This is a genomic window from Paraburkholderia acidiphila (assembly GCF_009789655.1).
Classification (GTDB): Bacteria; Pseudomonadota; Gammaproteobacteria; order Burkholderiales; family Burkholderiaceae; genus Paraburkholderia; species Paraburkholderia acidiphila.
Window position 1 is genome coordinate 2018253 of record NZ_CP046909.1, and the last position, 23580, is coordinate 2041832.

Genomic DNA, 23580 nt, shown 5'->3' on the forward strand with positions numbered 1-23580 from the left:
AGTCGCGCGCCATGGCACGCAAGTAAGCAGACATTTAGAATGCTAACTGAACTGCGCACCCGGATTCCAGCTTGAATCGCTATTCCCTGTTTCTTATTGCCTCGATGCTGCTCGTGGGCAGCAACGTCGGCATCGGCAAGTCGATCGTCGCCTTCATTCCTGTTCCACTCTTCGCGCTGCTGCGCTTCGTGGTCGCCCTCGCGGTGCTCGGCCCGCTGCTGCGCCGCTCCAAAATGCAACAGGTGAAGCGCGGCGAATGGATCAATCTGTTCCTTCAGGCGCTGTTTGGGACATTCGGGTTTACGCTGCTGATGCTCGGCGGCGTGCATCGCACGAGCGCGGTCGCGGCCGGCGTCATCACGAGCACGATTCCCGCCGTGGTCGCCCTCTTCTCGTGGCTCTTCCTGCGCGAGCGCCCCGATGCGCGTGCGCTCGCCTCCATCGTGCTCGCCATCGCGGGCATCGCGGTCATCAATCTCGCGCACGTGGGCGGCAGCGGCGATAGCGGCGCAAGTTCGTTCGTCGGCAACCTGATGGTCCTCGGCGCGGTGTGCTGCGAATCGCTCTATGTGATCCTGTCGCGCCGGCTCACTCAAACGCTCGCGCCGCTCGACATCTGCGCATACACACACTTGTTCGGCTTGCTGCTGATGCTGCCCGTCGGGCTGCCTGGCGCACTGTCGTTCGATTTTTCGGGCGTGCCCGCCGGCATCTGGTGGCTCGCGCTCTGGTACGGGCTTTCGGCGAGCGTGTTTTCGTTTTGTCTCTGGATGATGGGCATTCGCCACGTGCCGGGCAGCATTGCGGGCGTGTTCACGGCCGTGCTGCCGGTGGCCGCGGCCGTGTACGGCATCGTGTTTCTCGGCGAGCGCCCCACGCCCGCGCATGGCATTGCGCTCGCCTGCGTGGTGGCGGGCATCGGGCTCGCGAGCCTCAAGCTGAAGCGCCTGCCGCCGGTAGCCTCGTGAGCGCAGCGTAATCGGGATGAAAGTATCGGCGCGCAGGCCGCCCTGTCGGAATCCCGGCGAGCCCGTCCTGCGACGCTGTACAATAGCGCCCGCCCGGCCCCTCGCGCGCGCCTTCTGGCCCTAACCAGACGACACCGCCCTGGCGGCCCCGCCTGAATTCGCCACCGTGATTGCCCATGTCCGCCGCACGCCCCCAGCCGCCTTCCGCCGCCGCACCGGGTAAAGCCCGTCGCCGCATGCGTCCGCTGCCCAGCATCATCTTCATGAGCCGCTGGCTGCAGGTGCCGCTCTATCTGGGCCTGATCGTCGCGCAAGCCGTGTACTGCGTGCTGTTCCTCAAGGAGGTCTGGCACCTCGTGAGCCACGCCACCACGCTCGACGAAACCAGCATCATGCTGGCCGTGCTCGGCCTGATCGACGTGGTGATGATCTCGAACCTGCTCATCATGGTGATCGTGGGTGGCTACGAGACCTTCGTCTCGCGTCTGAATCTCGAAGGCCATCCCGACGAGCCCGAATGGCTCGACCACGTGAACGCCGGCGTGCTCAAGGTGAAGCTCGCCATGGCGCTCATCAGCATTTCGTCGATCCACCTGCTCAAGACCTTCATCAATCCCGACGCCGCTTCGGCACATACGGTGATGTGGCAGGTGATCATCCACGTGGCGTTCCTCGTTTCCGCGCTCGTGATGGCGTGGATCGACCGCATCACCACGCATACGCACCCCGAACACTATCAGGAGCTCGCCGCGCGCCATCCGGTGCCAGGCGGGCATGCCGCCGCGCGTCAGGCGGTTCCCGAGCACGCCGAGTCGGACTGAACGGCGCGCGCTGCAAACACTATTCAAAACACCCGTCCCCACAGAAGCTAGCCATGACCGTCATCAAACAGGAAGACCTCATCCAAAGCATTGCGGATTCGCTGCAATACATCAGCTACTACCATCCGCAGGACTACATCGAGGCACTCGGCCGCGCGTACGAGCTCGAAGAGAGCCCGGCCGCGAAGGACGCGATCGCGCAGATCCTCACGAACAGCCGCATGTGCGCCGAAGGCCGCCGCCCGATCTGCCAGGACACCGGCATCGTCACGATCTTCGTGAAGGTCGGCATGGACGTGCGTTGGGACGGCGCCACGATGGGCGTGACCGACATGATCAACGAAGGCGTGCGCCGCGGTTACCTGAACCCGGACAACGTGCTGCGTGCCTCGATCGTGAGCCCGCCCGAAGGCGGCCGCAAGAACACGAAGGACAACACGCCGGCCGTGATCCACTACGAGATCGTGCCGGGTAACACCGTCGATGTTCAGGTGGCGGCCAAGGGCGGCGGCTCGGAGAACAAGTCGAAGTTCGTCATGCTCAACCCGTCCGACTCGATCGTGGACTGGGTGCTCAAGACCGTGCCGACGATGGGCGCGGGCTGGTGCCCGCCGGGCATGCTCGGTATCGGCATCGGCGGCACGGCTGAAAAGGCGATGCTGATGGCCAAGGAATCGTTGATGGAGTCCATCGACATCCAGGACATCATCAAGCGCGGTCCGAAGGACTGGATTGAAGAGTTGCGCGTGGAACTGCACGAGAAGGTCAACGCGCTCGGTATCGGCGCACAGGGTCTGGGCGGCCTCGCGACCGTGCTCGATGTGAAGATTCACGCGGCTCCCACGCACGCGGCTTCGAAGCCCGTCGCGATGATCCCGAACTGCGCCGCCACGCGCCACGCGCACTTCGTGCTCGACGGCTCGGGCCCGGCCAAGCTCGAAGCCCCGTCGCTCGACGCATGGCCGAAGGTCAACTGGGAACCGAACACGGAAACGAGCAAGCGCGTTGACCTCAACACGCTCACGCCCGAAGAAGTCGCTTCGTGGAAGCCAGGCCAGACGCTGCTGCTCTCGGGCAAGATGCTCACGGGCCGCGACGCCGCGCACAAGCGCATCGCCGACATGCTCGCGAAGGGCGAGAAGCTGCCGGTGGACTTCAAGAACCGCGTGATCTACTACGTCGGCCCGGTCGATCCGGTGCGCGACGAAGTGGTCGGCCCGGCGGGCCCCACCACGGCCACCCGCATGGACAAGTTCACCGACCTGATGCTCTCGCAAACGGGCCTCATCTCGATGGTCGGCAAGGCCGAGCGCGGCCCCGTCGCGATCGAGGCGATCAAGAAGCACAAGGCGGCTTACCTGATGGCGGTGGGCGGCGCGGCTTACCTCGTGTCGAAGGCGATCCGCGGCTCGAAGGTCCTCGCGTTCGAAGACCTCGGCATGGAAGCCATTTACGAGTTCGACGTGCAGGACATGCCGGTGACGGTCGCGGTCGATTCGTCGGGCACCTCGGTCCACAAGACCGGCCCCGCCGAATGGCAGGCGAAGATCGGCAAGATTCCGGTCGCCACCGTTTGATGCCAGGCTGATGCCTGCTTAAAAACCGGGGCCTCGTGCCCCGGTTTTTATTTGCGCCGCGAAAAGCGTACTGAGATTAATTCTCAGCACTGAGTAAATCGCCGATATTTACCGCAATTCGACGTAGATTCGGCCTTGGCTTTTGCGTATTGAGCGTTTATTGTTGGAAACCAGCCACCGCCCCACAAAGAAAGGAAAGACTATGCAAGGCGACAAGAAGGTCATCGAATATCTGAACGCGCAGCTCAAGAACGAGCTCACGGCAATCAATCAGTATTTTCTGCATGCCCGCATGTACAAGCACTGGGGCCTCGAGAAACTCGGCAAGCATGAATATGACGAATCGATCGGCGAAATGAAGCATGCCGACTGGCTCATCGAACGTATTTTCATGCTCGACGGTTTGCCGAACCTGCAAGACCTGCACAAGCTGCTGATTGGCGAGGAAACCAAGGAAATCATCGAGTGCGATTTGAAGCTCGAACAGATTTCGCAGTCCACCTGCAAGGAAGCCATTGTGTATTGCGAATCGGTGCGTGATTTCATTTCGCGCGAAATCTTCGTGAAGATTCTCGACGACACCGAAGAGCATATCGACTGGCTCGAAACGCAGCTCGACCTCATCGGCAAGGTCGGCATCCAGAATTACCAGCAGTCGGCCATGGGTTCGGTAGAATCCTGATCGCACGCCTCGCGGCTTGCGCGCATCCGTCCGCCTTGCGGATGCGCACCCACTCTTTGCACCCTTCTCCGTGAACCTACCGGCCTCTTCCAGCGCTGCGCCCGTCGGCATTTTCGACTCCGGTCTCGGCGGCCTTTCGGTGCTGCGCGCCGTGCGCGCGCTGCTGCCCGCGGAACGGCTCGTGTACGCCGCGGACTCGCGCTATGCGCCGTATGGCCAGCGCGACGACGATTTCATCGCCGACCGCACGCTCGCGATCTGCGAATGGCTCGTCGCGCAGGGTGCGAAGGCGCTGGTGGTGGCCTGCAACACGGCTACGGCCCAGTCCATCGCGCTCGTGCGCGAGCGGCTTTCCATCCCGCTCATCGGGGTGGAGCCAGGGATCAAGCCGGCGGCGCTGGTTTCGAAATCGCGCGTGGCAGGCGTGCTCGCCACCCAGGTCACGCTGCGCAGCGCGCGCTTTCAGGCGCTCGTGGAACGCCACGCGGCCGACTTGCGCGTGCTGTGCCAGCCGGGCCATGGCCTCGTGGAGGCCGTGGAGCGCTGCGACATCGATTCGGCCGAATTGCTCGCGCTGCTGCGCGCGTACGTCGAGCCCATGCTCGACGCGGGCGCCGACACGCTCGTGCTCGGCTGCACGCACTACCCGTTTCTCGACACCGCGATCCGCTCGATCGTCGGCGAACGCATGACGCTCGTCGACACGAGCGTCGCCATCGCCCGGCAGCTCGAACGCGTGCTCGACCAGCACGGCCTGCGTGCGAGCGGCGAGCCTGCGGGCGCGCGCGGCGACGACATTCGCTTCTGCTCGACGAGCGACGGCGCGCATTTGCAGGAACTGGCCGCCGCGCTGCTGGGACTCGACGCCCATGTCGAACGCGTGGTTATTCCTTCGCGCCGCACCCGGGAACGGGAAGCGGACGCGGCCTGACGCGTCGGCGCGACACTTCGGCGCCACTCCGGCTTCGCGATGCGCGCCGCATCGCCGGTAGTTAGCGTTTCAACCCCGTTTCAGCGTAGCTGGTTCATCTCCCTCGCCCCATCTGGGCCCCCTCAGCAGCCCTTTGGCGCGCCCGGCGCCATCGACATCATTCCGACTGAGTCGCGCCGCAGCCAACCGCCAACCGGCCCGCAAAACGCCGTGGCGAACGCCCCACCCTTCCTTGCCGTTTCCTGACGCAAAGCAAAACCCCTGCTAAGCATCCGGTTTTGTTACAAAAAATCCGTCTACCCGCTTGCCAAACCCAGCAAACATAATGATAATAATTCGCATTAACTCTCTCTATTGCGGTCCATCATGATTGTCTGCGTTTGCAAATCCGTCTCCGACCGGACGATCCGCGCCTCCATCCAGGAAGGCATGGATTCTTTCGACGAGCTGCAGTTCGAACTCGGCGTCGCGACCTGCTGCGGCAAGTGCGAAGAATCCGTTCGTGACGTGATGGCGCAAAGCGGTGTCTGCGCGAGCCGCTGCGGGGTGATGCAACCGGCGCTCCCCGCCGCAGTGCCCCATGCGGTTCCGCTCACGTTTTACGAGCGCAAGGCTGCCTGAAGTCATGGCGCGCATCCGGCCACCGATGCGCGCCCGCTCCGTCCGCCCGCTTAGCCAGAGGCGCCTCGCATGTCAGGCGCCGCGGACATCAACTCGCCGCCGACAGCAAGCCCGTCTTCCGACCAGCCAGCTACCGCTCGTGACCCTCATAGGAGGTCGTGATGGAATTGCTGATCGGATTCGTAACGACGCTGTGCATTTCGCTGTTGATCTTTCGCAAATAAAGCTGCCCGACACGACGCGCCGGTTCGCCTGCTCGCCGCTGTCCGCATGGCGGCCACGCTAAACATGCAGGCTTTCCAAACCACCGCTGGCACGCTGCCGCTTTCCACCGTTCGCGTCAATCGCCGTGTCGTCACGGCGAGCGCGATCGTGGTCGCGCTGCATGCCGCGCTCATCGGCGTCGTGCTGATGAAGCGCGAACCCGTGACGCCCGTCGCACTCCAGTCGCAGACGATGACGGCCGAACTGCTCAAGCCCGAGCCGGTCGCCGCCCCTGCCGCGATTCAGTCCACGCCCACGCCGCCACCGCCCAAGCCGGTCCCGCACGTGACGCGCGAGAAGCCGAAGGTTCAGCCCAAGCCCAAGCCGACCCCGCTGCCCGTGGCCGAAGCGCCTTCGCAGCACGCGATCGAGTCGGCCGCTCCAGCCACGCCTACGCCGCCGGCTCCCACGCCGCCCGCGCCTGCACCGCAAGCCGCCGCGGCCACCGACGCCAAGCCGACCATGGCGCTTTCGGCGCCGAAGAACGTATCGCACCTCGACTGCCGCATCGTGCAACCCGACTATCCGACGCTCTCGCGCCGGCGCGGCGAAACCGGCACGGCCTTCGTGCACTTCGTCGTGGGCCTGACCGGCAAGATCGAGAACATCGAGCTGAAGAAGTCGAGCGGCTCCGCCCGTCTCGACGACGCCGCGCTCGACGCGATGCGCCAAAGCTCGTGCAAGCCGTACCTGGAAAACGGCGAAGCCGTCCGCGCGGCCTACACGCAACCATTCGAGTTCAGCCTGAACGATTGACCGGCTGAAGTCACACGCTTTCATGAATTGAATAAAGAGGACTAAGAATGCAGAACTACGGTATCGCCCACGTCTGGGCGCAAGGGGATTTCGTGACGCGCGGCATCGCGCTCGCGCTGTTGATCATGTCGGTGCTGTCGTGGTGCGTGATCGTCGTGAAGGGCTGGAACGTCGCGCGACTCAAGCGCCTCACGAAGAATGCCGAGCAGCAGTTCTGGCATTCGGACGATCTCGCCGACGGCGTGAAGAAACTCGGCAGCGGCTCGCCCGAAGACAACCCGTTCCTCGCGCTCGCGCTGTCGGGCCAGGAAGCCGCCGATCACCATCACCAGACGCAGCCGCATCTGCACGACCGCATGGACGTGTCGGACTGGGTCACGCGCTGCCTGAAGGACACCATGGACGAGTCGGTCGCGAAGATGCAAAGCGGCCTCGCCATTCTCGCCTCGATCGGCAGCACGGCGCCGTTCGTCGGCCTGTTCGGCACGGTGTGGGGCATCTATCACGCACTGCTTACGATTGGCGCGACGGGTCAAACCTCGATCGACGCCGTGGCCGGCCCCGTGGGTGAAGCGCTCATCATGACCGCATTCGGCCTGTTCGTCGCGATTCCCGCCGTGCTGGGCTACAACGCCCTCACCCGCGCCAACAAGGCGATCGTCTCGAAGCTCAACCGCTTCGCGCACGGCCTGCATGCCTTCTTCGTGACGGGCGCGCGCCTCTCCTCGACGGCCCGCGGCCAGGCGAAGGAAGGCAGCACGGGCAACCTGCGTGTCGCTGCGCGCAGCCACTAAAGAGCGGAGGCAAGCATCATGGCGATGAGCCCCTTTGCCAGCGACGACGACGATGGCCTGATGAACGAAATCAACATGACGCCGCTCGTCGACGTCATGTTGGTTCTCCTGATTGTTTTCATGGTGACGATTCCCGTGATTCGTCACGCCGTGAAGATCGACCTGCCGCACGCGAGCAGCCAGAAGGAAGACGCGAAGCCCGCGCAGATCAATATCTCGATCGAAGCGGACGGCACGGTGCTGTGGGACGGCACGCAAGTGGACGACGCGGCGCTGAACCAGAAGATCGCCGCCGCGGCACAGACCACGCCGCAGCCGGAACTGCATCTGAACGCGGACCGCAAGGTGCAATACGAGCGCGTTGCGCAGGTGATGTCCGCGGCACAGAGCGGCGGCCTGACGAAGCTGGGCTTCGTCACCGATCCGGCGCATCGCTGAGCGGCTCGCTGCAAGCGTCACTGCGCGCAGCACGCTTAATTCAGCGGTACAAAGTAAAAGGCCTTCATCGTCAGATGAAGGCCTTTTTTCGTGCGCACGCGGCGCATTCGGGCGGTGGCGGCGACTCCCCGACAATCGATCGGTTCACACCGGCACATGCGACTGCCGTGGGCAACACGGACTGCGCTTTCGGCCCTGAAGGCCCACTATGATAGCGGCCATCAATTCCCGCTCAAGACCGGTGCTTGGCGAGAAGGACTTCAATATATTCCTCTCGCTTCGCGCCTACAAGAGTTAGGCCATTGAAAGTAGCGATGGCTGACCGCGCTTGAATGCCTAAAAACAAATGGCACTCCAAACAAAGGCCGAAAGACGCTGCACGTCATGCGCAATTTCGTCGCTTAAGTATCAAGCTTCATACAAGCGCACGCCCGTGCATGTTCGCAAAGCTTCAGGCAGTTTCGATCCTGCTCGCGGACTTCTTGCGCGGCAGCTCACCCGTCGCGCTCGCAGCGCCCTGCCCTTCGCCCTGCTTCATGAGCGCGGCGACGTCGGTCCTCAGCGGGCACTCCTGCTGCAAGCTCTTATCGGCATCGAGCACTTCCACGAGGTAATCGACGAAGGCGCGCACGGCGGGAACCATGCCCTGACGCGAGAGAAATACGGCATAGAGTTGCGGCACCGGCAGCGTCCAGCCCGGCATCACGGGCGAAAGCTTGCCCGTGCGCAGCGCGGCGCCGTACATCATCTCCGGCAATGCGGCGATGCCAAGGCCCTGTAATGCGGCCTCACGGATCGTCGTGAGATCCGCGGTGATGAGGCGCGGCTCGTGTTCGTGCGAATGACGCGTGCCATCGGGTGCGATGAGCTGAAACACGTGGCGTCCGTCGCCCGTGGGCGTATCGAGCGTTTCGAAGCGCGAAAGGTCCTCGGGCGTGAGCGGCGGCGCGTTCTGCGAAAGCAGGCTCGGCGCGCCCACCAGCATCTGCTCGGTGCGCCACAGCGGCCGCACCACGATATTGGCGTTCTGCGGCGGCTCGGAGCGCACGCGCAGCGCGATATCCACGGAATCTTCGAACAGGTCGATCACGCGGTTCGTCACGCGCATCACCACCCGCACCTCGGGATAGCGATGCATGAACTCTGGAATGATCTGCGAAAAGATGGTCTGCGAAAGCGTGACCGGCACGCTGACGCGCACCGTGCCGCGCGGCGACGAGCGCAGCGACTGAACGACGTTCACCGCGGCCTGCGCCTCGGCAAGCATCGCACGGCAATGCTCGTAGAACAGCTCGCCCGCTTCAGTGAGCGCGAGCTTGCGCGTGGAGCGCTGCAACAGCCGCACGCCGAGCGAGGCCTCGAGTTCGCTCACCCGCCGCGACAGACGCGACTTCGAGATGCCGAGCACGCGTTCGGCGGCCGAGAATCCGCCATGCTCGATCACCTGCGAGAAGTACATCAGGTCGTTGAGGTTATGCGAATCGATTTTCATGTCGTCGTTCCAGCGATGGGACAATCCATTGCGATGAGGCCGTAAAACAGGCCAAATTGGCTACCTATAATAGCGGTTTGTTTCGCATATAACGCAATTCCCACAATTCGAGGTGAGATCCATGACCACGACCCGCACGATCGAACGCGTTTATCCCGCGGTTCGCACCACCGAGGGTGGCGGATTCATCGTCCATCGGCCGTTCCCGACCCGCCAGCTGATGGACTTCGATCCGTTCCTGCTGCTCGACGAAATGGGCCCGGTCGATTACGCGCCCGGCGAGGCCAAGGGCGCGCCCGACCATCCGCACCGCGGCTTCGAAACCGTCACTTATATGGTCGAGGGGCGCTTCGGCCATAAGGACTCGGCGGGCCACTCGGGCACGCTGCGCCCCGGCGACGTGCAATGGATGACGGCCGGCGCGGGCGTGATTCACAGCGAAATGCCCGACCCCGAATTCACACGCACGGGCGGCCGCATGCATGGCCTGCAGCTGTGGGTGAACCTGCCCGCCCGCGACAAGATGATGGCGCCGCGCTACCAGGAACTGCCCACGGAGCAGATTCCGGTGGGTCGCTCGAAGGACGGCAAGGTTTCGGTGAAGGTGATCGCCGGCGAGGCGCTCGGCGTGAAGGCCGCGATCGAAACGCGCACGCCGATCCTCTACCAGCACTTCACGCTCGCGCCCGGCGCGCGCGTGGAGCAGCCGGTGCCGAGCGAGTATCGCGTGTTTGCATACGGGCTCTCGGGCACGGGTCTGTACGGCCCCGAGTCGCAAGCCATCGATGCGCAGCAGATGGTGACCTTCGCGAGCGACGGCGACACTGTCACGCTCGCCGCCCCGGCTGACGCGAGCGCGCCGCTCGAGGTGCTGCTGATCGGCGGCGTGCCGCTGAACGAGCCAGTCGTACGCTACGGCCCGTTCGTGATGAACACGGAGCAGGAAATCCGCCAGGCCGTGCTCGATTATCAGGCCGGGCGCATGGGACGCATCGCTCACTGACCCCGGGGCGAGCGTCGCAGCCGGTTCTGTCAGATCGCCACAGGGCGGCCCGCTTTCCGTCACAATAAGGGTTCCGGGGCGCGCACCGCAGGTCGCGCGCCCGTCCCTCTTTAACCGTCCCGCCCGCGAGGAGCGCATGGCCGAACCCGCAGTCACCGCACACATTGGCTCGACGAACTATCAGGTCCAGTTCGACGACGGCACCCACACCTGGATCGCGGACGAACCCGCCTCGCTAGGCGGCGGCGACCGCGGACCGTCGCCCTTCTCGCTCTTGCTCTCGAGCCTTGGCGCCTGCACGTCCATCACGCTGAAGATGTACGCGCAGCGCAAGGAGTGGCCGCTCGAAGGCGTACGCGTGAAGCTCACGATGGAAACCGGCAGCGAAGGCACGAAGATCGACCGCCAGATCGTGCTCGAAGGCACGCTCACCGAAGAGCAGCGCGAGCGCCTGCTGCAGATCGCCAACGCCTGCCCGGTCCACAAGGTCCTCACGAACACGATCGCGATCCGCACGGGTCTCGCCGTCGCTTGAGCGGCGGCGCAAGGACACAGACACAGGAAGGCGCCGACTTGAATTTCGAACACCTCATCCAGATCAACGATCCGCTGAATCCGCTCGTCGAGGCCATGTCGCGCGAGCAGCTCTGGGAAGGGCTCGTGCTGCGCGCCGAGCAGCCGCAGCTCTTCGTGATCGGGCTCGACAGCTGCACGATCCTCTCGCGCACCGGAAGCACGATGGAGCGCGAACTGCACTATGGCCACGCCACGGTACGCGACCGCGTCACGCTCACGCCCAACGAGAGCGTGCGCTACGACATCATGGCGACGGCCGAGTACGTGGGCGGCTCGCTCACGATGACGATCGAGCAGCCCGACCCGCTGCAGCTCTTTCTGCGCTTCGAGTACCGCACGACACTGCCGACCGCCGATACCGAGGACGACCGGCAGACTTCCGAGATCGTGAAGTCGGCCTATCGCGAGTCGGATATCGACACCGTGCGGCTCATCCGCCAGTTCGTGCAAGGCAACGGCAGCGCGCCTAACGCGCTGCACTGAAGTCCCCCCGGCGTTTGTCGGCCCGCCCTGCTCGGATCGGCAAACGCCAATTCATGACGCCGCACTTCGATTCGGCTCTGACTATCGACGCTGAATTTCGATGAATATCTCGCAGTTGTAAATGTGAACGATTATCATTTAGAATCATTCCATCGAATCGAGACAAAGACGTCACGTTCATGACCGAACTGAACCGCACCTCCACGCTAAGCTTGCGCCGCAACGGCAGTTCGGCATTGACCAGCGCGCGGCCCAAACCGGCCGTCGCACAGCCGCAGCCGCGCAAGACCGCCGAACCGGCGGTCGCCACGGCAAGCGATGAGCGCAAGCTGGACAGCGCGGCGCTGCTGCAAGGCCGCAGCCATGTGAGCATCATGCACAACGGCGAGACGTATCAGCTGCGGGCCACCCGGCTCGGCAAGCTGATCCTGACGAAATAGGAAACCGCGAGGTTTCAACCGGGTATTGTGGGGACCGCCTCCTCTGAGAGGCGTTGGGGCATTAGCCAGCAACGACGGCTTGCACGCGAGATCTAGACCCCTTCGTGCAGACATCCTTCAAGCTTCAAGCCAGCCGTCGAAGCAAGCCACGCCATTTTTTTGTTCTCACAGCTGTATCGATCCGGAGTTGGCGCTTTAGCGCTGACTCCGGTCCCATGCAAAGCACGGGGCGGCGCGCGAAGCGTGAGCCGCCCGGGCTACGCGCCCCGAACAAAAGCCGCGGCACAGGTCCGCGGCTTTTGTTTTTCTGGCGACGCCAAGCGCATCGACAAATGCGCCTACTCGACCCCAAGCGCCACGATGCCAGCACGCGCAATCGCCGCATCCTGGTCGGACTTCACGCCCGATACCCCCACCGCGCCAATGACATCGCCGTTCACGGTCACGGGCACGCCGCCTTCCAGCATGCCGGTGAGCGGCGCGCTGAGAAACGCCGTGCGCCCCTGCTTGATGACCTCCTCATAGACCTTGCTCTCGCGGCGCCCGAGCGCAGCGGTGCGGGCCTTGGCCACGGCAATTTCGGCGGTGATGGGCGCGGCGGCGTCTAGCCGGCGCAGGTACAGCAGATGGCCGCCATCATCGACGATGGCGATCGTCACATTCCATTCATTCGCGCGGGCGTGCGCAACGGCTGCGTCGGCTACCCGGATCACGTCTTCATCGGTCAGTACTGCTCGCGTTCGCATGCGTCTCTCCGAAAAGTCAAAAACCGGGTTTGGCCTGTCCCACGCCAACCCGGTCTTTCAGAGTAACCCAGACTTGCGCCGCGACGCGCCGCCGCCTTGTATGTCGGCTATATCAGCGGCAGACGAAGAAGCGGCGGAAGAAACGTCAACGCACCCAGCCCCAGAACATGAGCCACCACGCGCTGTCCACCACGGCGAGCGCGAGCGCGAAGCCCGCAAGCGCGAGCGCGCGCTGCCAGAACCGCGAGCTGTAGCGGCCCGTCACGCGCCACGCGAGCCAGGCGCTCCAGAGATTCGTGATGACGAGAATCGCGATGCGTACCTCCGCGGCCCAGTCGAGCGGCACGTGCTCCGCACGCAGGAGCGAGAGCGTCGTGGCCGAGAGGCCGAGGAACACACCTGCCCCGGCAAGCGGTATCAGCGACTGCGCGAAGTGATGCAGGCGCCGCATCTCGAAACGCCCGAGCACGGCCGTCGATCCCGCGAGGATCACGAGCAGCGCCGTGCCATAGACGAGCGCCGTGGCGACGATATAGCCGACGATCATTGTGCCGTCGAGCCACGAGAACACGTCGTTCTGCTCCGGATAATGCGTTAGCAGGAACCACGGCGCGTTGGTGTCGAGCGGCCAGGTGATATCGCGGTCGATGAGCCAACCGGCGAGCCACTGCTTGATGCCGATGAACCACGGCGAGCCCGTCCAGTGGAACGCGCCAATTGCCACGCCGAGCAAGCCGTAGAGAATCAGCGCGGTATCCCACGGGTTCGCCTGGCTGTCGCCCAGCTCGACCACTTCCTCCGCGGGCGAGCGCCACGAGAGCGAAATGGCGTCGCGGTGGCCGCTGCAGCGTCCGCACATGTGGCATTGCGCGGCACCCTTCATGTTGCGCAGCGGTACGAGCGGCGCGCAGTTCACGGGAATCACGCGATGTCCGCCGTGTTCGCCGTGTGTGTAGGAGTTACGCCAGGCGTCTTCGTCGACCTTGAAGCGAAACGGCGCGAGACGCGCCAGAAGCGCAAAAACCCCGTTCACGGGGCAAAGATACTTGCACCAGACGCGCTTCTCGCGTCCGTACAGAAAGCCGATCACCATCGCGCCGAGCGTCGAGCCGCCCAGCACCAGCAGCACCGCCTTGGGGTACTGGTAGACGCTCACCATCTGACCGTAGATCGTGGTGAGTCCGAAGGCCACGAAGGGCCAGCCGCCCCAGCGCATCCAGCGCGGAATCGCGCGGCCGCGTCCGAACTTGCTGGCGAACTCGGTGAGCGCGCCTTCGGGGCAGAGCACGCCGCACCACACGCGGCCGAGCAGCACCATCGAGAGCAGCACGAACGGCCACCAGATGCCCCAGAACACGAACTGCGCCGCGAGCGTGAGATTGCTCCACAGGTGCGCCGTGTCGCCGGGCAGCGGCATCACCGCCGGCACGAGAATCAGGAATGCGTAGACGGCGACGACGACCCACTGCACGGCGCGGATCGCCGCGCCGTGACGTTGCATCCACTGGCCCGCCTGGGCGAGCTTGCCAGGGCGCCCGTGTGCCTGCGTCGGGCGAGCGGATGCACAACTCATGCTGCCTTCCTCTTCGCAACCGCGCCCGCGCGGCCGGTGGCGCGCCGCACGAGGAACCACACTACGAGCCAGTACACGGCGTAGGCGATCAGGTTCATGAGCGCCGGATGCGCGCGGTAACCCGTGAGCGTCGCAACGAGCGAGCCGAAGGTGCTCGAGTCGTCGAGGATCGCCGAGGAGTTCCATACCTGGTCGACGATGGTCGGCAGGATTTCCTTGTCGATCAGCTTGTCCACGCCGGTCTGGAACAGCCCCGCGCCGAGGAACAGCAGCATGATCTCGGTGACGCGGAAGAAATGCCGCCACGAGAAGATCTTGCCGCCCAGCTGCAGCAGATAGAACGTGAGGAACGCCAGCGCGAGGCCGATCAGCACCGCGAGATACTGGCTCGCGTCCACGTGGCCCGACTGGCCGAAGCCGAGGCCATAGAGGAAGATCACCGTCTCGCTGCCTTCACGCGCGATGGCCAGCGCGACGAGAATCGTCACGCCCCACCAGTTCGCGTCGCGCGTGCTCTTTTCCAGCGACTCTTCCATCTCGCGCTTGAGCGTGCGGCCGTGCTGTTTCATCCACAACACCATCTGCACGATCAGCACGCACGCCACCAGCACCATGCCGGTCTGGAAGTAGTCCTGCGCGTCGCCCGAAAGCACTTCCGTGAAGCCGACCAGCGCCGCGCCGAGCGCGACGGCGGCAATGATGCCGAGCGCCACGCCGCCCCACAGGTACGGCACGCCGCGCCGCGCATCCGCGTCGCCGTTTTTCAGCCACGCATAAAGAATCCCGACGACGAGCAGCGCCTCGACGCTCTCCCGCCATACGATGAACATCACCTGACCCATTCAACACCTCCTGCTACCGGCGCTACACGCCGGCGGCCTTACTTCGCACCACTCACCTGGCTACGATCACGCCCTGCGCCTGCTGGTGGAAATCGTCGAAGAACTTGTACTCGCCCGGATCGAGCGGCGCGATCACAACGAACGAGTCCGCGCCCGGCGCCAGCACCTTTTCCTTGCGCAACTGAACGCTCTCGAACTCCGCCGCGCCCTTGCCCGTATTGCGCACCTCGATCTTGATGCGCTTGCCCGCCGGCACTTCGATGCGTGCGGGGTTCAGCTTGCCGTCGGTCATTTCGAGCTTGAACGTGGGCAGATCTTCGGCGTGCGCCACCGTGGCCACGCCCGCCAGCGACACTGCAAAAGACGCGCTGAGCGCGAGCGCCGCAAACTTCCGCTTTCCAGTCATTGGTTTTACCTGCTCCTTGCTGCCATTCATGCGGCGGCGCTACACGAGATGCGCGCCGCCGCCCGAGCTACCGGATGAAGACTTAGTAACCGCCCTTCTTGCCGATGCCCGCGAACGGGAAATCGTATTCCAGCGTGATCGGCTTGAACCACGGGCCCACGCCCGTTTCCTTGTCGACGTGACGGCCGAACGCCATGTGGCCCGTTTGCATCGGCGCTTCGACGATCAGCTTGAGGTGGTACTTGCCGGGACCGGCGAGCTTGACGTTGTCGCCATAGTGCGGGCCGTCGTTGGCGACCATCGGCATCAGGTCGCCCTTTTGCACGTAGCTCGATCCCGGCTTGGTGAGTTCGTAGTGAACCTGCAGATACGGCATCCAGTCGCCTTCGGCGAAGCCGGTCGGGTTGTTCTTGACCGCGTGGATGTCCGATTCGAGGTGAATGTCGGAATCCGAGGCCTTGCGCATCATGCCTTCCGGCTCCATGGTGATCGGCTGCAGATAGACCGCGCCGATTTCCATACCGCCCTGGATTGCCTGCTTGCCGATCGGGTATTCAGCCGCGTTGGCCGCCAATGCCGCCGTGGCGGCCGCGATGACGGCAGTGCCGCGCAAGAGAGAGTGAATCCGCATCGAAACTCCTGATTTTTATATGAGGGTTACATCCGACCTACATTCGCTGCGTCTGTGTAATAACGCTAATGCGAACAATTCTCAATAATGGCGAAGTTTAACACCGATGCCGATGAGGGACAAATTCAGAGCCGCGGAAAACCCAACCGCGACAGGGTTTTAGCAGCGTTTTGTTAACGTGGGCTTACGGCGGCTGACGGTCCGGTTTCAGGGCCGAAAATGACGAAGGGTATTCGATTGGGACAGGCAGGGTATGAAGTGGGCGCAGGCAGGTGCGGCGCGAACACGCCCCACCGCCTCGAGGGTCTGGCGCTCAGATCGGATGGTCGCCCACGTTCGCCCCGAACACGCGCTGACGCAGCACCGCGAGCTGATCGCGCGTCTGGGCAGCCTTCTCGAATTCGAGGTTCTTCGCGTAGTCCATCATCTGCTTTTCGAGCTTCTTGATTTCCTTGGCGATCTGCTTCTCGGACATGTCCTCGAACTTCGCGCGCTCCTGCTCCTCGCGCAACTCGGCGCGGGCTTCGTCGACGTTGTAGACGCCGTCGATGATGTCCTTGATGCGCTTGACCACGCCGCGCGGCACGATGCCGTTCTCTTCGTTGAAGTGGATCTGCTTGGCGCGGCGGCGCTCGGTTTCGTCGATGGCCCGGCGCATCGAGTCGGTGATGCGGTCGCCGTAGAGAATCGCCTTGCCGTTCACGTTACGCGCGGCGCGCCCGATCGTCTGGATGAGCGAGCGCTCGGCGCGCAGGAAGCCTTCCTTGTCGGCGTCGAGAATCGCCACGAGTGAGACCTCGGGAATGTCGAGGCCTTCGCGCAGCAGGTTGATGCCCACGAGCACGTCGAACGTGCCCAGACGCAGGTCGCGGATGATCTCCACCCGCTCGACCGTGTCGATGTCGCTATGCAGATAGCGCACCTTCACGCCGTGGTCCGAGAGGAACTCGGTGAGCTGCTCGGCCATGCGCTTGGTGAGCGTGGTGACGAGCACACGCTCGCCCACCGCCACGCGCTCGTTGATCTCGCCGAGCACGTCGTCGACCTGCGTCGACGCGGGCCGCACCTCGATCACCGGGTCGACGAGGCCCGTGGGCCGCACGACCTGCTCCGCGATCTGGCCCGTCACCTTCTTTTCGTAGTCGGCGGGCGTGGCCGAGACGAACACGACCTGGCGCATCTTGCGCTCGAACTCGTTGAACTTGAGCGGCCGATTGTCCAGCGCCGAAGGCAGCCGGAAGCCGTAATCGACGAGATTCTCCTTGCGCGCGCGGTCGCCGTTGTACATGCCGTTGAACTGGCCGATCAGCACGTGCGACTCGTCGAGGAACATCATGGCGTCGGTCGGCAGGTAATCGACGAGCGTGGGCGGCGGCTCGCCGGGCAGCGCGCCCGAAAAGTGCCGCGAATAGTTCTCGATGCCCTTGCAGAAGCCCAGCTCCTGAAGCATTTCCAGATCGAAGCGCGTGCGCTGCTCGAGGCGCTGCGCCTCCACGAGCTTGCCTTCCGTATGGAAGAACTCGAGACGCTCGCGCAATTCGGACTTGATGGTTTCGACGGCGCGCAGCACGGTCTCGCGCGGCGTTACATAGTGCGACGACGGATAGACCGTGAAGCGCGGAATCTTCTGGCGCACGCGGCCCGTCAGTGGATCGAAGAGCTGCAGCGTTTCCACTTCGTCATCGAACAGCTCCACGCGCACGGCCATTTCGGCGTGCTCAGCCGGGAAGATGTCGATGGTGTCGCCGCGCACGCGGAACGTGCCGCGCTGGAAGTCCTGCTCGTTGCGCGTGTATTGCATGGCGATCAGGCGCGCGATGACGTCGCGCTGGCCGAGGCGATCGCCGTGGCGCAGCGTCAGAATCATCTGGTGGTACTCGGACGGATTGCCGATACCGTAGATCGCCGAAACCGTCGCGACGATCACGACGTCGCGCCGCTCCATCAGGCTCTTGGTGGCCGAAAGCCGCATCTGCTCGATGTGCTCGTTAATCGACGAATCCTTCTCGATGAAGAGATCGCGCTGCGGCACATAGGCTTCCGGCTGGTAGTAGTCGTAGTACGAGACGAAGTACTCGACGGCATTGCGCGGAAAGAACTCGCGGAACTCGGCGTAGAGCTGCGCGGCGAGCGTCTTGTTCGGCGCGAACACGATGGCCGGGCGGCCGAGGCGCGCGATGGTGTTCGCCATCGTGTAAGTCTTGCCCGAGCCCGTCACGCCGAGGAGCGTCTGGAACGAGAGGCCGTCCTCAACGCCTTCCACGAGCGTTTCGATGGCCGTCGGCTGGTCGCCGGCCGGCAGGTACGGCTGGTAGAGCTGGAACGGCGAGCCTTCGTACTGGACGAATTTCGACTCGTCGAGCGCGCTCGCGTCGGCGACGGTGTGGTCGGACATGGGGGGCATCCTGTGCGCGGAGCAAACAACTATTCTAGCGTCTTGCAGAATCTTGCCGATGGGCAAGCCTTGGGGCGAGACGAGGTGGGGACAGACATACATGGGGCGCAACGGCGGCACTGCAAGGGCCGCGCATCGCGGCGACGGCGAACGCTCAGGCGGGGACGGTCCAGAAATCGCCCAATCGTGCCCGAAATAGCCCTGAAAGCGGCGCGGAGAATGGCAAATCCGCGGAAATCCGGCTTGAGGATTCGTTACAATAGCGAGTTCCGTGGCCGGTGCAGCATGTGGCCCATCCGATCTTCCTTCACTTTTGCCGAACGATCATGTCCCTCTTTTCCGCTGTCGAACTCGCCCCCCGCGACCCGATCCTGGGTCTGAACGAAGCCTATAACGCCGATGCGCGCGCGACCAAGGTGAACCTCGGCGTGGGCGTGTACACCAACGAAGAAGGCAAGATTCCGCTGCTGCGCGCGGTGCGCGAAGCAGAAAAGGCGCGCGTGGAAGCCGGTCTGCCGCGTGGCTATCTGCCGATCGAAGGTCTCGGCGCGTATGACGCCGCCGTGCAAAAGCTGCTGCTCGGCGACGATTCGCCGCTGATCGCCGCGGGCCGCGTCGTCACGGCGCAGGCGCTGGGCGGCACGGGGGCGCTGAAGATCGGCGCCGACTTCCTCAAGCGCGTGAACCCGAACGCCAAGGTCGCGATCAGCGACCCGAGCTGGGAAAACCACCGCGCGCTGTTCGAAAGCGCAGGTTTCGAAGTCGTCGCGTACCCGTACTACGACGCGCAGACCAACGGCGTGAACTTCGAAGGCATGCTCACCGCGCTGAACGGCTACGCCGCCGGCACCGTCATCGTGCTGCACGCGTGCTGCCACAACCCGACCGGCGTGGACCTCACGACCGACCAATGGAAGCAGATCATCGAAGTCGTGAAGGCGCGCAACCTCGTGCCGTTCCTCGACATCGCGTATCAGGGCTTCGGCGACGGCATCGCGGAAGACGGCGAAGTCGTGCGCCTCTTCGCCGCTTCGGAACTCAACGTGTTCGTTTCGTCGTCGTTCTCGAAGTCGTTCTCGCTGTACGGCGAGCGCGTGGGCGCGCTGTCGATCCTCACGAGCAGCAAGGAAGAATCGTCGCGCGTGCTCTCGCAACTCAAGCGCGTGATCCGCACGAACTACTCGAACCCGCCGACGCATGGCGGCTCGGTGGTCGCAGCCGTGCTCGGCTCGGCCGACCTGCGCGCCATGTGGGAAGCGGAACTCGGCGAAATGCGCAACCGCATCCGCGCAATGCGCACGGGCCTCGTCGAGCGCCTCACGGCCGCCGGCGTGGACCGTGACTTCAACTTCATCAACGTGCAACGCGGCATGTTCTCGTACTCGGGCCTGACGGCGGCGCAAGTCGACCGCCTGCGTGAAGAGTTCGGCATCTACGCTGTGAGCACGGGCCGCATCTGCGTGGCCGCGCTGAACATGCGCAACCTCGACGTCGTGGCAAGCGCAGTCGCACAAGTGCTGAAGTAAGGTCGTTCGTCGTCACTATGCGCCGTTGTAACGCGGCGCGCCGACGCGATAAAAAAGGCGTCCGTTCTTTCCGAACGGACGCCTTTTTCTTTGGCGAATGCGACGAAAAACTCAGGCGCCGTGGCCGCGCATGTCGCGATGGATATCGTGCGTGACGAAACCCGAGTCGTTATCGGGCTTTTCGAGCCAGCCCGGCTGCGCGAGCGAGGCGCGGATATCCTGCAAGCCGCTTGCCCAGTGTTCGCGCATGGTCGAGGTGCCGAACTGGTAATCCTTGAAGTGCCCCTCGTATTCCTTTTGCCGGTAAATGAGGTGGATCACGTTGTACTTCTTCGAGCACGAAAGCTCGTCCGCCAGCGCAACCCACGGGTCATTGCGATGCTCGGGCGCGACGCGATCGAGCACCTCGCGCAGCACATGCCGATAACGCTGCGAGCGCTGCAGGATGTCGGTCACGAGACGCGTGCGGCTCGAATACTGAATGTCCTTCACGCGGCCCTGCACGTCGATGAGATTGTCGGGCACCGGCCCGCGCGCGCTCCAGAGATCGACCTGGAACGCGAGCGTGTCGCGCCGCGGCGTGGTCTGGATCACCTCGTAGAGCGGCGTGTTCGACATCAGGCCGCCGTCCCAGTAGTACTCGCCGTCGATCTCCACCGCCGCGAAGCCCGGCGGCAACGCGCCCGAGGCGATGAAATGCTCGGGGCGCAGCTTCGTGGTCTTGTTGTCGAAGTAGACGAAGTTGCCGCTGCCCACGTTGACCGCGCCCACCGACACGCGCGTTTCGCCCGAGTTGATGCGCTCGAAGTCGCACAGGCGTTCCAGCGTCGCCTTGAGCGGCTTCGTGTCGTAGTAGCTGGCCGTTTCGGGCGAACCCGATCCATGGGGCAGCGGCGGCGGAAAGCGCGGCACGAAAAAGCCTTTCTGCCCTTCCACGATCGCGCCTGCCGCCTGCATGGCCGTGAACGTCTTGCGCACGGCGGCATTCGAATTGAAGAGCGCATGCTCGACGAAGGACGGCAACGGGAAGCTGTAGGCCGGCTGGCAGATCGTCTCCCAGAACTCGCGCAGACGCGCCACACGATGTTCCGGCGCATTGCCTGCGATGATCGCGGTATTGAGCGCGCCGATTGAAATGCCCGCGATCCAGTTCGGCGCAATGCCGGCCTCGACGAGGCCTTCGTACACGCCCGCCTGATACGCGCCGAGCGCACCGCCCCCTTGCAGCGTGAGCGCGATGGTTTCCCACGCTTTGGCCTGCGGGCCGCACTGCGAAACATGCGGCTGCGAAGCGTGACCGACCTGCGCGCCGGAATGTGCACCGGTATGCGCGCCGACCTCGTCGTCGACCGCGCTCGACTGGACCTGCCCCTTCTTGCGTTGCGCCATTGCTGCGCCTCCTGCGCTCGATGCCTGCGTTATTGCATGAACCAGCCGTGGCTCACCACGAAGGACTGGCCCGTGAACGCGGCGCTCGGGAACGCCGAGAGGAACAGGACGGTTTGCGCGACATCCTCGACGGTCGTGAAGATGCCGTCCACCGTGCCGCCGAGCATCACGCGCTTGACCACTTCCTCTTCCGAGATGCCGAGTTCCTTGGCCTGTTCCGGAATCTGCTTTTCCACGAGCGGCGTGCGCACGAAGCCCGGACACACCACGTGCGAGCGCACGTTGTGCTTGCCGCCTTCCTTGGCGAGCACGCGCGCGAGGCCGAGCAGCGCATGCTTGGCCGCGACATAGGCCGACTTCAGCGGCGACGCCTCGTGCGAGTGCACCGAGCCCATGTAGATCACCACGCCGCCGCGGTCGTCCTGGTACATGTGCTTGAGCACCGCCTTGGTGGTGAGGAATGCGCCGTCCACGTGGATGGCCTGCATCTTCTTCCAGTCGGAAAACGCGTAGTTCTCGATCGGGTTCACGATCTGGATGCCGGCGTTGGAGATGAGGATGTCGACCGGGCCGAGTTCGGCCGCGACGCGGTCGATGCCCTGGTTCACGGCGTCTTCATTGGTGACGTCCATGGCGACGCCGATGGCCTTGCCGCCCGCGCCCTTGATCTCTTCGGCCACGGCGTCCGCGCCGCTCTGGTTCAGGTCGGCGATGGCGACCGCGGCGCCCGCCTGCGCGAGCGTGAGGGCGATCTGCTTGCCAATGCCGCTGGCCGCGCCGGTAACGACTGCGACCTTGCCATCGAGTTTCGTGTTCAGTGAGAGAGACGACATCGGGGCACCTCCAGGTGAGTGAACGGGACAGGATGAAACCTCGGCGCGCGCGCCGTCAAACCTGACGAATGGCTTATGCCGTCCGGCCAGATGTTGCGTCGCGGCCAACCGGGCTATTGTGCATGAACACGTCTCGTCGAAGCATCGAGCAGGACAAGCAAAAGAGATTTTCGCCGCGGTGCAAGGCGCAATGCGGCATGCCATGCCGGCGCAAGGCCGTTCAGCAATAATGGCCAAGTCGTGCTAGCTTTATCGGCTCACAAGGAGGCGTTAATGAACTATCGGCGACTGGGCCGCTCAGGCCTGCAGGTAAGCGAACTGTCCATCGGCTCGTGGGTCACCTACGGAAACCAGGTCGACGCCAGGCTCGCGCGCGAATCGCTCGCAGCGGCGCGCGACGCGGGCATCAACTTCTTCGACAACGCCGAGGCCTATGCCGGCGGCAAGTCGGAAGAGCTCATGGGACAGGCGCTCAAGGAGCTCGCGTGGCCGCGGGTGAGCTACGTGGTGTCGACCAAGTTCTACTGGGGCTTGAACGAAGCGCCCAACCAGTACCACACGCTCAACCGCAAGTACCTCATGAACGCCATCGACGGCTCGCTCAAGCGGCTGCAGCTCGATTACGTCGATCTCGTGTTCTGCCACCGCCCCGACCCGAACACGCCGGTCGAGGAAACCGTCTGGGCGATGAGCGATATGATCACGCGCGGCAAGGCGCTCTACTGGGGCACGTCGGAGTGGAGCGCCGACGAAATCCGCGCCGCGTGGGAAATCGCGGAGCGCCATCACCTGCACAAGCCGGTCATGGAGCAGCCGCAATACAACCTGTTCCACCGCACGCGCGTGGAAGACGAATACCGTCGCCTCTACGAGGACATCGGCCTCGGCCTCACCACCTGGAGCCCGCTCGCCTCGGGCCTGCTTACCGGCAAGTACCGCGGCGGCGTGCCGTCGGGCAGCCGCGCGGAACTGCAGGGCTACGACTGGCTGCGCAAGAATGTCACCGATCCTGACAAGAACGCGATCGTCGGCAAGCTCGCTGAGTTCGCCAAACAGCTCGACTGTTCGGTGGGGCAGCTGGCGCTCGCGTGGATCCTGAAGAATCCGCACGTCAGCACGATCATCACCGGGGCCTCGCGTATCGAGCAGATCGGCGAAAACATGAAGGCGCGCGACGTGGCGGAAAAGATCACGCCGGACATCAAGGCGCAGATCGAGGCCATCGTCGGCGACGCTTACGACTGACGTCTCGCGCATGCCCGGAACGCGCAGCGCGCGCTCCGCCGTCGGATGGGCGCACGCGTGAGCGCATCCAGGCAGTTGACGTATTGCGGGTGATTCGTTGCGGTGGCGTACTTGCGGTGGCGTACAATACGCGGCCTCGCTGCGCGCG

24 protein-coding genes are annotated in these 23580 nt (G+C 64.2%); 15 read left to right on the plus strand and 9 right to left on the minus strand.

All coding sequences use genetic code 11. The features are described from left to right. Window positions 1-71: 71 nt before the first annotated feature. The 9 genes from FAZ97_RS09010 (at window position 72) to FAZ97_RS09050 (ending at window position 7852) form a co-directional block, all read left to right on the plus strand. Complete coding sequence (locus FAZ97_RS09010; protein WP_158758134.1) at window positions 72-968, plus strand: DMT family transporter; 897 nt, start codon at window positions 72-74, stop codon at window positions 966-968. 176 nt (window positions 969-1144) lie between these two features. Beyond that, window positions 1145-1789, plus strand: a complete 645-nt coding sequence (locus tag FAZ97_RS09015) for a TIGR00645 family protein (protein ID WP_158758135.1) — start codon at window positions 1145-1147, stop codon at window positions 1787-1789. Between the two features lie 53 nt (window positions 1790-1842). Beyond that, complete coding sequence (locus tag FAZ97_RS09020) at window positions 1843-3366, plus strand: fumarate hydratase (protein WP_158758136.1); 1524 nt, start codon at window positions 1843-1845, stop codon at window positions 3364-3366. Between the two features lie 202 nt (window positions 3367-3568). Beyond that, window positions 3569-4048: a bacterioferritin gene (gene bfr, locus FAZ97_RS09025; protein WP_158758137.1), complete on the plus strand. Its 480-nt coding sequence runs from the start codon at window positions 3569-3571 to the stop codon at window positions 4046-4048. A 70-nt stretch (window positions 4049-4118) separates the two neighbouring features. After that, entirely contained in the window at window positions 4119-4979 is an 861-nt protein-coding gene (gene murI / locus FAZ97_RS09030; protein ID WP_233271556.1) for a glutamate racemase, read from the plus strand. Window positions 4980-5345: 366 nt separating this feature from the next. Beyond that, window positions 5346-5600, plus strand: coding sequence for a (2Fe-2S)-binding protein (locus FAZ97_RS09035; RefSeq protein WP_158759109.1), 255 nt, complete (start codon window positions 5346-5348; stop codon window positions 5598-5600). 288 nt (window positions 5601-5888) lie between these two features. Beyond that, entirely contained in the window at window positions 5889-6620 is a 732-nt protein-coding gene (locus FAZ97_RS09040) for an energy transducer TonB (RefSeq protein WP_158758139.1), read from the plus strand. Between the two features lie 47 nt (window positions 6621-6667). Beyond that, window positions 6668-7414, plus strand: a complete 747-nt coding sequence (locus FAZ97_RS09045; protein WP_158758140.1) for a MotA/TolQ/ExbB proton channel family protein — start codon at window positions 6668-6670, stop codon at window positions 7412-7414. An 18-nt stretch (window positions 7415-7432) separates the two neighbouring features. Then, the gene (locus FAZ97_RS09050; protein WP_158758141.1) at window positions 7433-7852 is read left to right on the plus strand and encodes an ExbD/TolR family protein; all 420 of its coding nucleotides are present in this window, start codon (window positions 7433-7435) and stop codon (window positions 7850-7852) included. A 451-nt stretch (window positions 7853-8303) separates the two neighbouring features. Here the strand turns inward: FAZ97_RS09050 and FAZ97_RS09055 are convergent, their stop codons facing one another. Next, window positions 8304-9344 (minus strand): LysR family transcriptional regulator, encoded by a 1041-nt coding sequence (locus tag FAZ97_RS09055; RefSeq protein ID WP_233271557.1) that lies wholly within the window; start codon window positions 9342-9344, stop codon window positions 8304-8306. A gap of 121 nt (window positions 9345-9465) precedes the next feature. Here FAZ97_RS09055 and FAZ97_RS09060 point away from each other — a divergent pair, with 121 nt between their 5' ends. The 4 genes from FAZ97_RS09060 (at window position 9466) to hemP (ending at window position 11846) form a co-directional block, all read left to right on the plus strand. Continuing rightward, entirely contained in the window at window positions 9466-10347 is an 882-nt protein-coding gene (locus FAZ97_RS09060; RefSeq protein ID WP_158758142.1) for a pirin family protein, read from the plus strand. Window positions 10348-10483: 136 nt separating this feature from the next. Next, entirely contained in the window at window positions 10484-10882 is a 399-nt protein-coding gene (locus FAZ97_RS09065) for an OsmC family protein (protein ID WP_158758143.1), read from the plus strand. Between the two features lie 38 nt (window positions 10883-10920). Then, window positions 10921-11406 carry an SRPBCC family protein gene (locus FAZ97_RS09070; protein WP_158758144.1) on the plus strand — a complete coding sequence of 162 codons (486 nt, stop codon included), beginning with the start codon at window positions 10921-10923 and terminating at the stop codon, window positions 11404-11406. Between the two features lie 179 nt (window positions 11407-11585). After that, window positions 11586-11846 (plus strand): hemin uptake protein HemP, encoded by a 261-nt coding sequence (gene hemP / locus FAZ97_RS09075; RefSeq protein WP_158758145.1) that lies wholly within the window; start codon window positions 11586-11588, stop codon window positions 11844-11846. Between the two features lie 338 nt (window positions 11847-12184). Here hemP and FAZ97_RS09080 read toward each other — a convergent pair whose 3' ends face one another. The 6 genes from FAZ97_RS09080 to uvrB all read right to left on the minus strand — a co-directional run bounded on the left by FAZ97_RS09080 (window position 12185) and on the right by uvrB (window position 18439). After that, window positions 12185-12592 (minus strand): GlcG/HbpS family heme-binding protein, encoded by a 408-nt coding sequence (locus tag FAZ97_RS09080; RefSeq protein WP_158758146.1) that lies wholly within the window; start codon window positions 12590-12592, stop codon window positions 12185-12187. A gap of 145 nt (window positions 12593-12737) precedes the next feature. Then, on the minus strand, window positions 12738-14165 hold the full coding sequence (locus FAZ97_RS09085; protein WP_158758147.1) for a 4Fe-4S binding protein: 1428 nt from the start codon (window positions 14163-14165) through the stop codon (window positions 12738-12740). Then, window positions 14162-15007: an FTR1 family iron permease gene (locus tag FAZ97_RS09090; RefSeq protein WP_158758148.1), complete on the minus strand. Its 846-nt coding sequence runs from the start codon at window positions 15005-15007 to the stop codon at window positions 14162-14164. The genes FAZ97_RS09085 and FAZ97_RS09090 overlap by 4 nt, the downstream gene beginning before the upstream one ends. 52 nt (window positions 15008-15059) lie before the next feature. Further along, window positions 15060-15413 (minus strand): cupredoxin domain-containing protein, encoded by a 354-nt coding sequence (locus tag FAZ97_RS09095; RefSeq protein ID WP_199272047.1) that lies wholly within the window; start codon window positions 15411-15413, stop codon window positions 15060-15062. 82 nt (window positions 15414-15495) lie between these two features. After that, on the minus strand, window positions 15496-16044 hold the full coding sequence (locus FAZ97_RS09100; RefSeq protein WP_158758149.1) for an iron transporter: 549 nt from the start codon (window positions 16042-16044) through the stop codon (window positions 15496-15498). Window positions 16045-16357: 313 nt separating this feature from the next. Then, entirely contained in the window at window positions 16358-18439 is a 2082-nt protein-coding gene (gene uvrB, locus FAZ97_RS09105; protein ID WP_158758150.1) for an excinuclease ABC subunit UvrB, read from the minus strand. A gap of 326 nt (window positions 18440-18765) precedes the next feature. Here uvrB and FAZ97_RS09110 point away from each other — a divergent pair, with 326 nt between their 5' ends. Further along, on the plus strand, window positions 18766-19965 hold the full coding sequence (locus tag FAZ97_RS09110; protein ID WP_158758151.1) for an amino acid aminotransferase: 1200 nt from the start codon (window positions 18766-18768) through the stop codon (window positions 19963-19965). A 111-nt stretch (window positions 19966-20076) separates the two neighbouring features. On the opposite strand, the gene FAZ97_RS09115 is transcribed toward FAZ97_RS09110, so the two are convergent. Further along, window positions 20077-21354 carry a DUF3734 domain-containing protein gene (locus FAZ97_RS09115; protein WP_158758152.1) on the minus strand — a complete coding sequence of 426 codons (1278 nt, stop codon included), beginning with the start codon at window positions 21352-21354 and terminating at the stop codon, window positions 20077-20079. 29 nt (window positions 21355-21383) lie between these two features. Continuing rightward, complete coding sequence (locus FAZ97_RS09120) at window positions 21384-22187, minus strand: 3-hydroxybutyrate dehydrogenase (protein WP_158758153.1); 804 nt, start codon at window positions 22185-22187, stop codon at window positions 21384-21386. A 273-nt stretch (window positions 22188-22460) separates the two neighbouring features. Here FAZ97_RS09120 and FAZ97_RS09125 point away from each other — a divergent pair, with 273 nt between their 5' ends. After that, window positions 22461-23432 (plus strand): potassium channel beta subunit family protein, encoded by a 972-nt coding sequence (locus FAZ97_RS09125; protein WP_158758154.1) that lies wholly within the window; start codon window positions 22461-22463, stop codon window positions 23430-23432. The last annotated feature ends 148 nt before the right edge of the window (window positions 23433-23580 follow it).

Bases quoted from the DNA above. Each gene is read 5' to 3' on its own strand.
- FAZ97_RS09015 (WP_158758135.1), top strand. From the start codon at position 1,145: ATGTCCGCCGCACGCCCCCAGCCGCCTTCCGCCGCCGCACCGGGTAAA.
- FAZ97_RS09020 (WP_158758136.1), top strand. From the start codon at position 1,843: ATGACCGTCATCAAACAGGAAGACCTCATCCAAAGCATTGCGGATTCG.
- bfr (WP_158758137.1), top strand. From the start codon at position 3,569: ATGCAAGGCGACAAGAAGGTCATCGAATATCTGAACGCGCAGCTCAAG.
- FAZ97_RS09035 (WP_158759109.1), top strand. From the start codon at position 5,346: ATGATTGTCTGCGTTTGCAAATCCGTCTCCGACCGGACGATCCGCGCC.
- FAZ97_RS09040 (WP_158758139.1), top strand. From the start codon at position 5,889: ATGCAGGCTTTCCAAACCACCGCTGGCACGCTGCCGCTTTCCACCGTT.
- FAZ97_RS09045 (WP_158758140.1), top strand. From the start codon at position 6,668: ATGCAGAACTACGGTATCGCCCACGTCTGGGCGCAAGGGGATTTCGTG.
- FAZ97_RS09050 (WP_158758141.1), top strand. From the start codon at position 7,433: ATGGCGATGAGCCCCTTTGCCAGCGACGACGACGATGGCCTGATGAAC.
- FAZ97_RS09055 (WP_233271557.1), bottom strand. From the start codon at position 9,344: ATGAAAATCGATTCGCATAACCTCAACGACCTGATGTACTTCTCGCAG.
- FAZ97_RS09060 (WP_158758142.1), top strand. From the start codon at position 9,466: ATGACCACGACCCGCACGATCGAACGCGTTTATCCCGCGGTTCGCACC.
- FAZ97_RS09065 (WP_158758143.1), top strand. From the start codon at position 10,484: ATGGCCGAACCCGCAGTCACCGCACACATTGGCTCGACGAACTATCAG.
- hemP (WP_158758145.1), top strand. From the start codon at position 11,586: ATGACCGAACTGAACCGCACCTCCACGCTAAGCTTGCGCCGCAACGGC.
- FAZ97_RS09080 (WP_158758146.1), bottom strand. From the start codon at position 12,592: ATGCGAACGCGAGCAGTACTGACCGATGAAGACGTGATCCGGGTAGCC.
- FAZ97_RS09085 (WP_158758147.1), bottom strand. From the start codon at position 14,165: ATGAGTTGTGCATCCGCTCGCCCGACGCAGGCACACGGGCGCCCTGGC.
- FAZ97_RS09090 (WP_158758148.1), bottom strand. From the start codon at position 15,007: ATGGGTCAGGTGATGTTCATCGTATGGCGGGAGAGCGTCGAGGCGCTG.
- FAZ97_RS09095 (WP_199272047.1), bottom strand. From the start codon at position 15,413: ATGACTGGAAAGCGGAAGTTTGCGGCGCTCGCGCTCAGCGCGTCTTTT.
- FAZ97_RS09100 (WP_158758149.1), bottom strand. From the start codon at position 16,044: ATGCGGATTCACTCTCTCTTGCGCGGCACTGCCGTCATCGCGGCCGCC.
- uvrB (WP_158758150.1), bottom strand. From the start codon at position 18,439: ATGTCCGACCACACCGTCGCCGACGCGAGCGCGCTCGACGAGTCGAAA.
- FAZ97_RS09110 (WP_158758151.1), top strand. From the start codon at position 18,766: ATGTCCCTCTTTTCCGCTGTCGAACTCGCCCCCCGCGACCCGATCCTG.
- FAZ97_RS09115 (WP_158758152.1), bottom strand. From the start codon at position 21,354: ATGGCGCAACGCAAGAAGGGGCAGGTCCAGTCGAGCGCGGTCGACGAC.
- FAZ97_RS09120 (WP_158758153.1), bottom strand. From the start codon at position 22,187: ATGTCGTCTCTCTCACTGAACACGAAACTCGATGGCAAGGTCGCAGTC.
- FAZ97_RS09125 (WP_158758154.1), top strand. From the start codon at position 22,461: ATGAACTATCGGCGACTGGGCCGCTCAGGCCTGCAGGTAAGCGAACTG.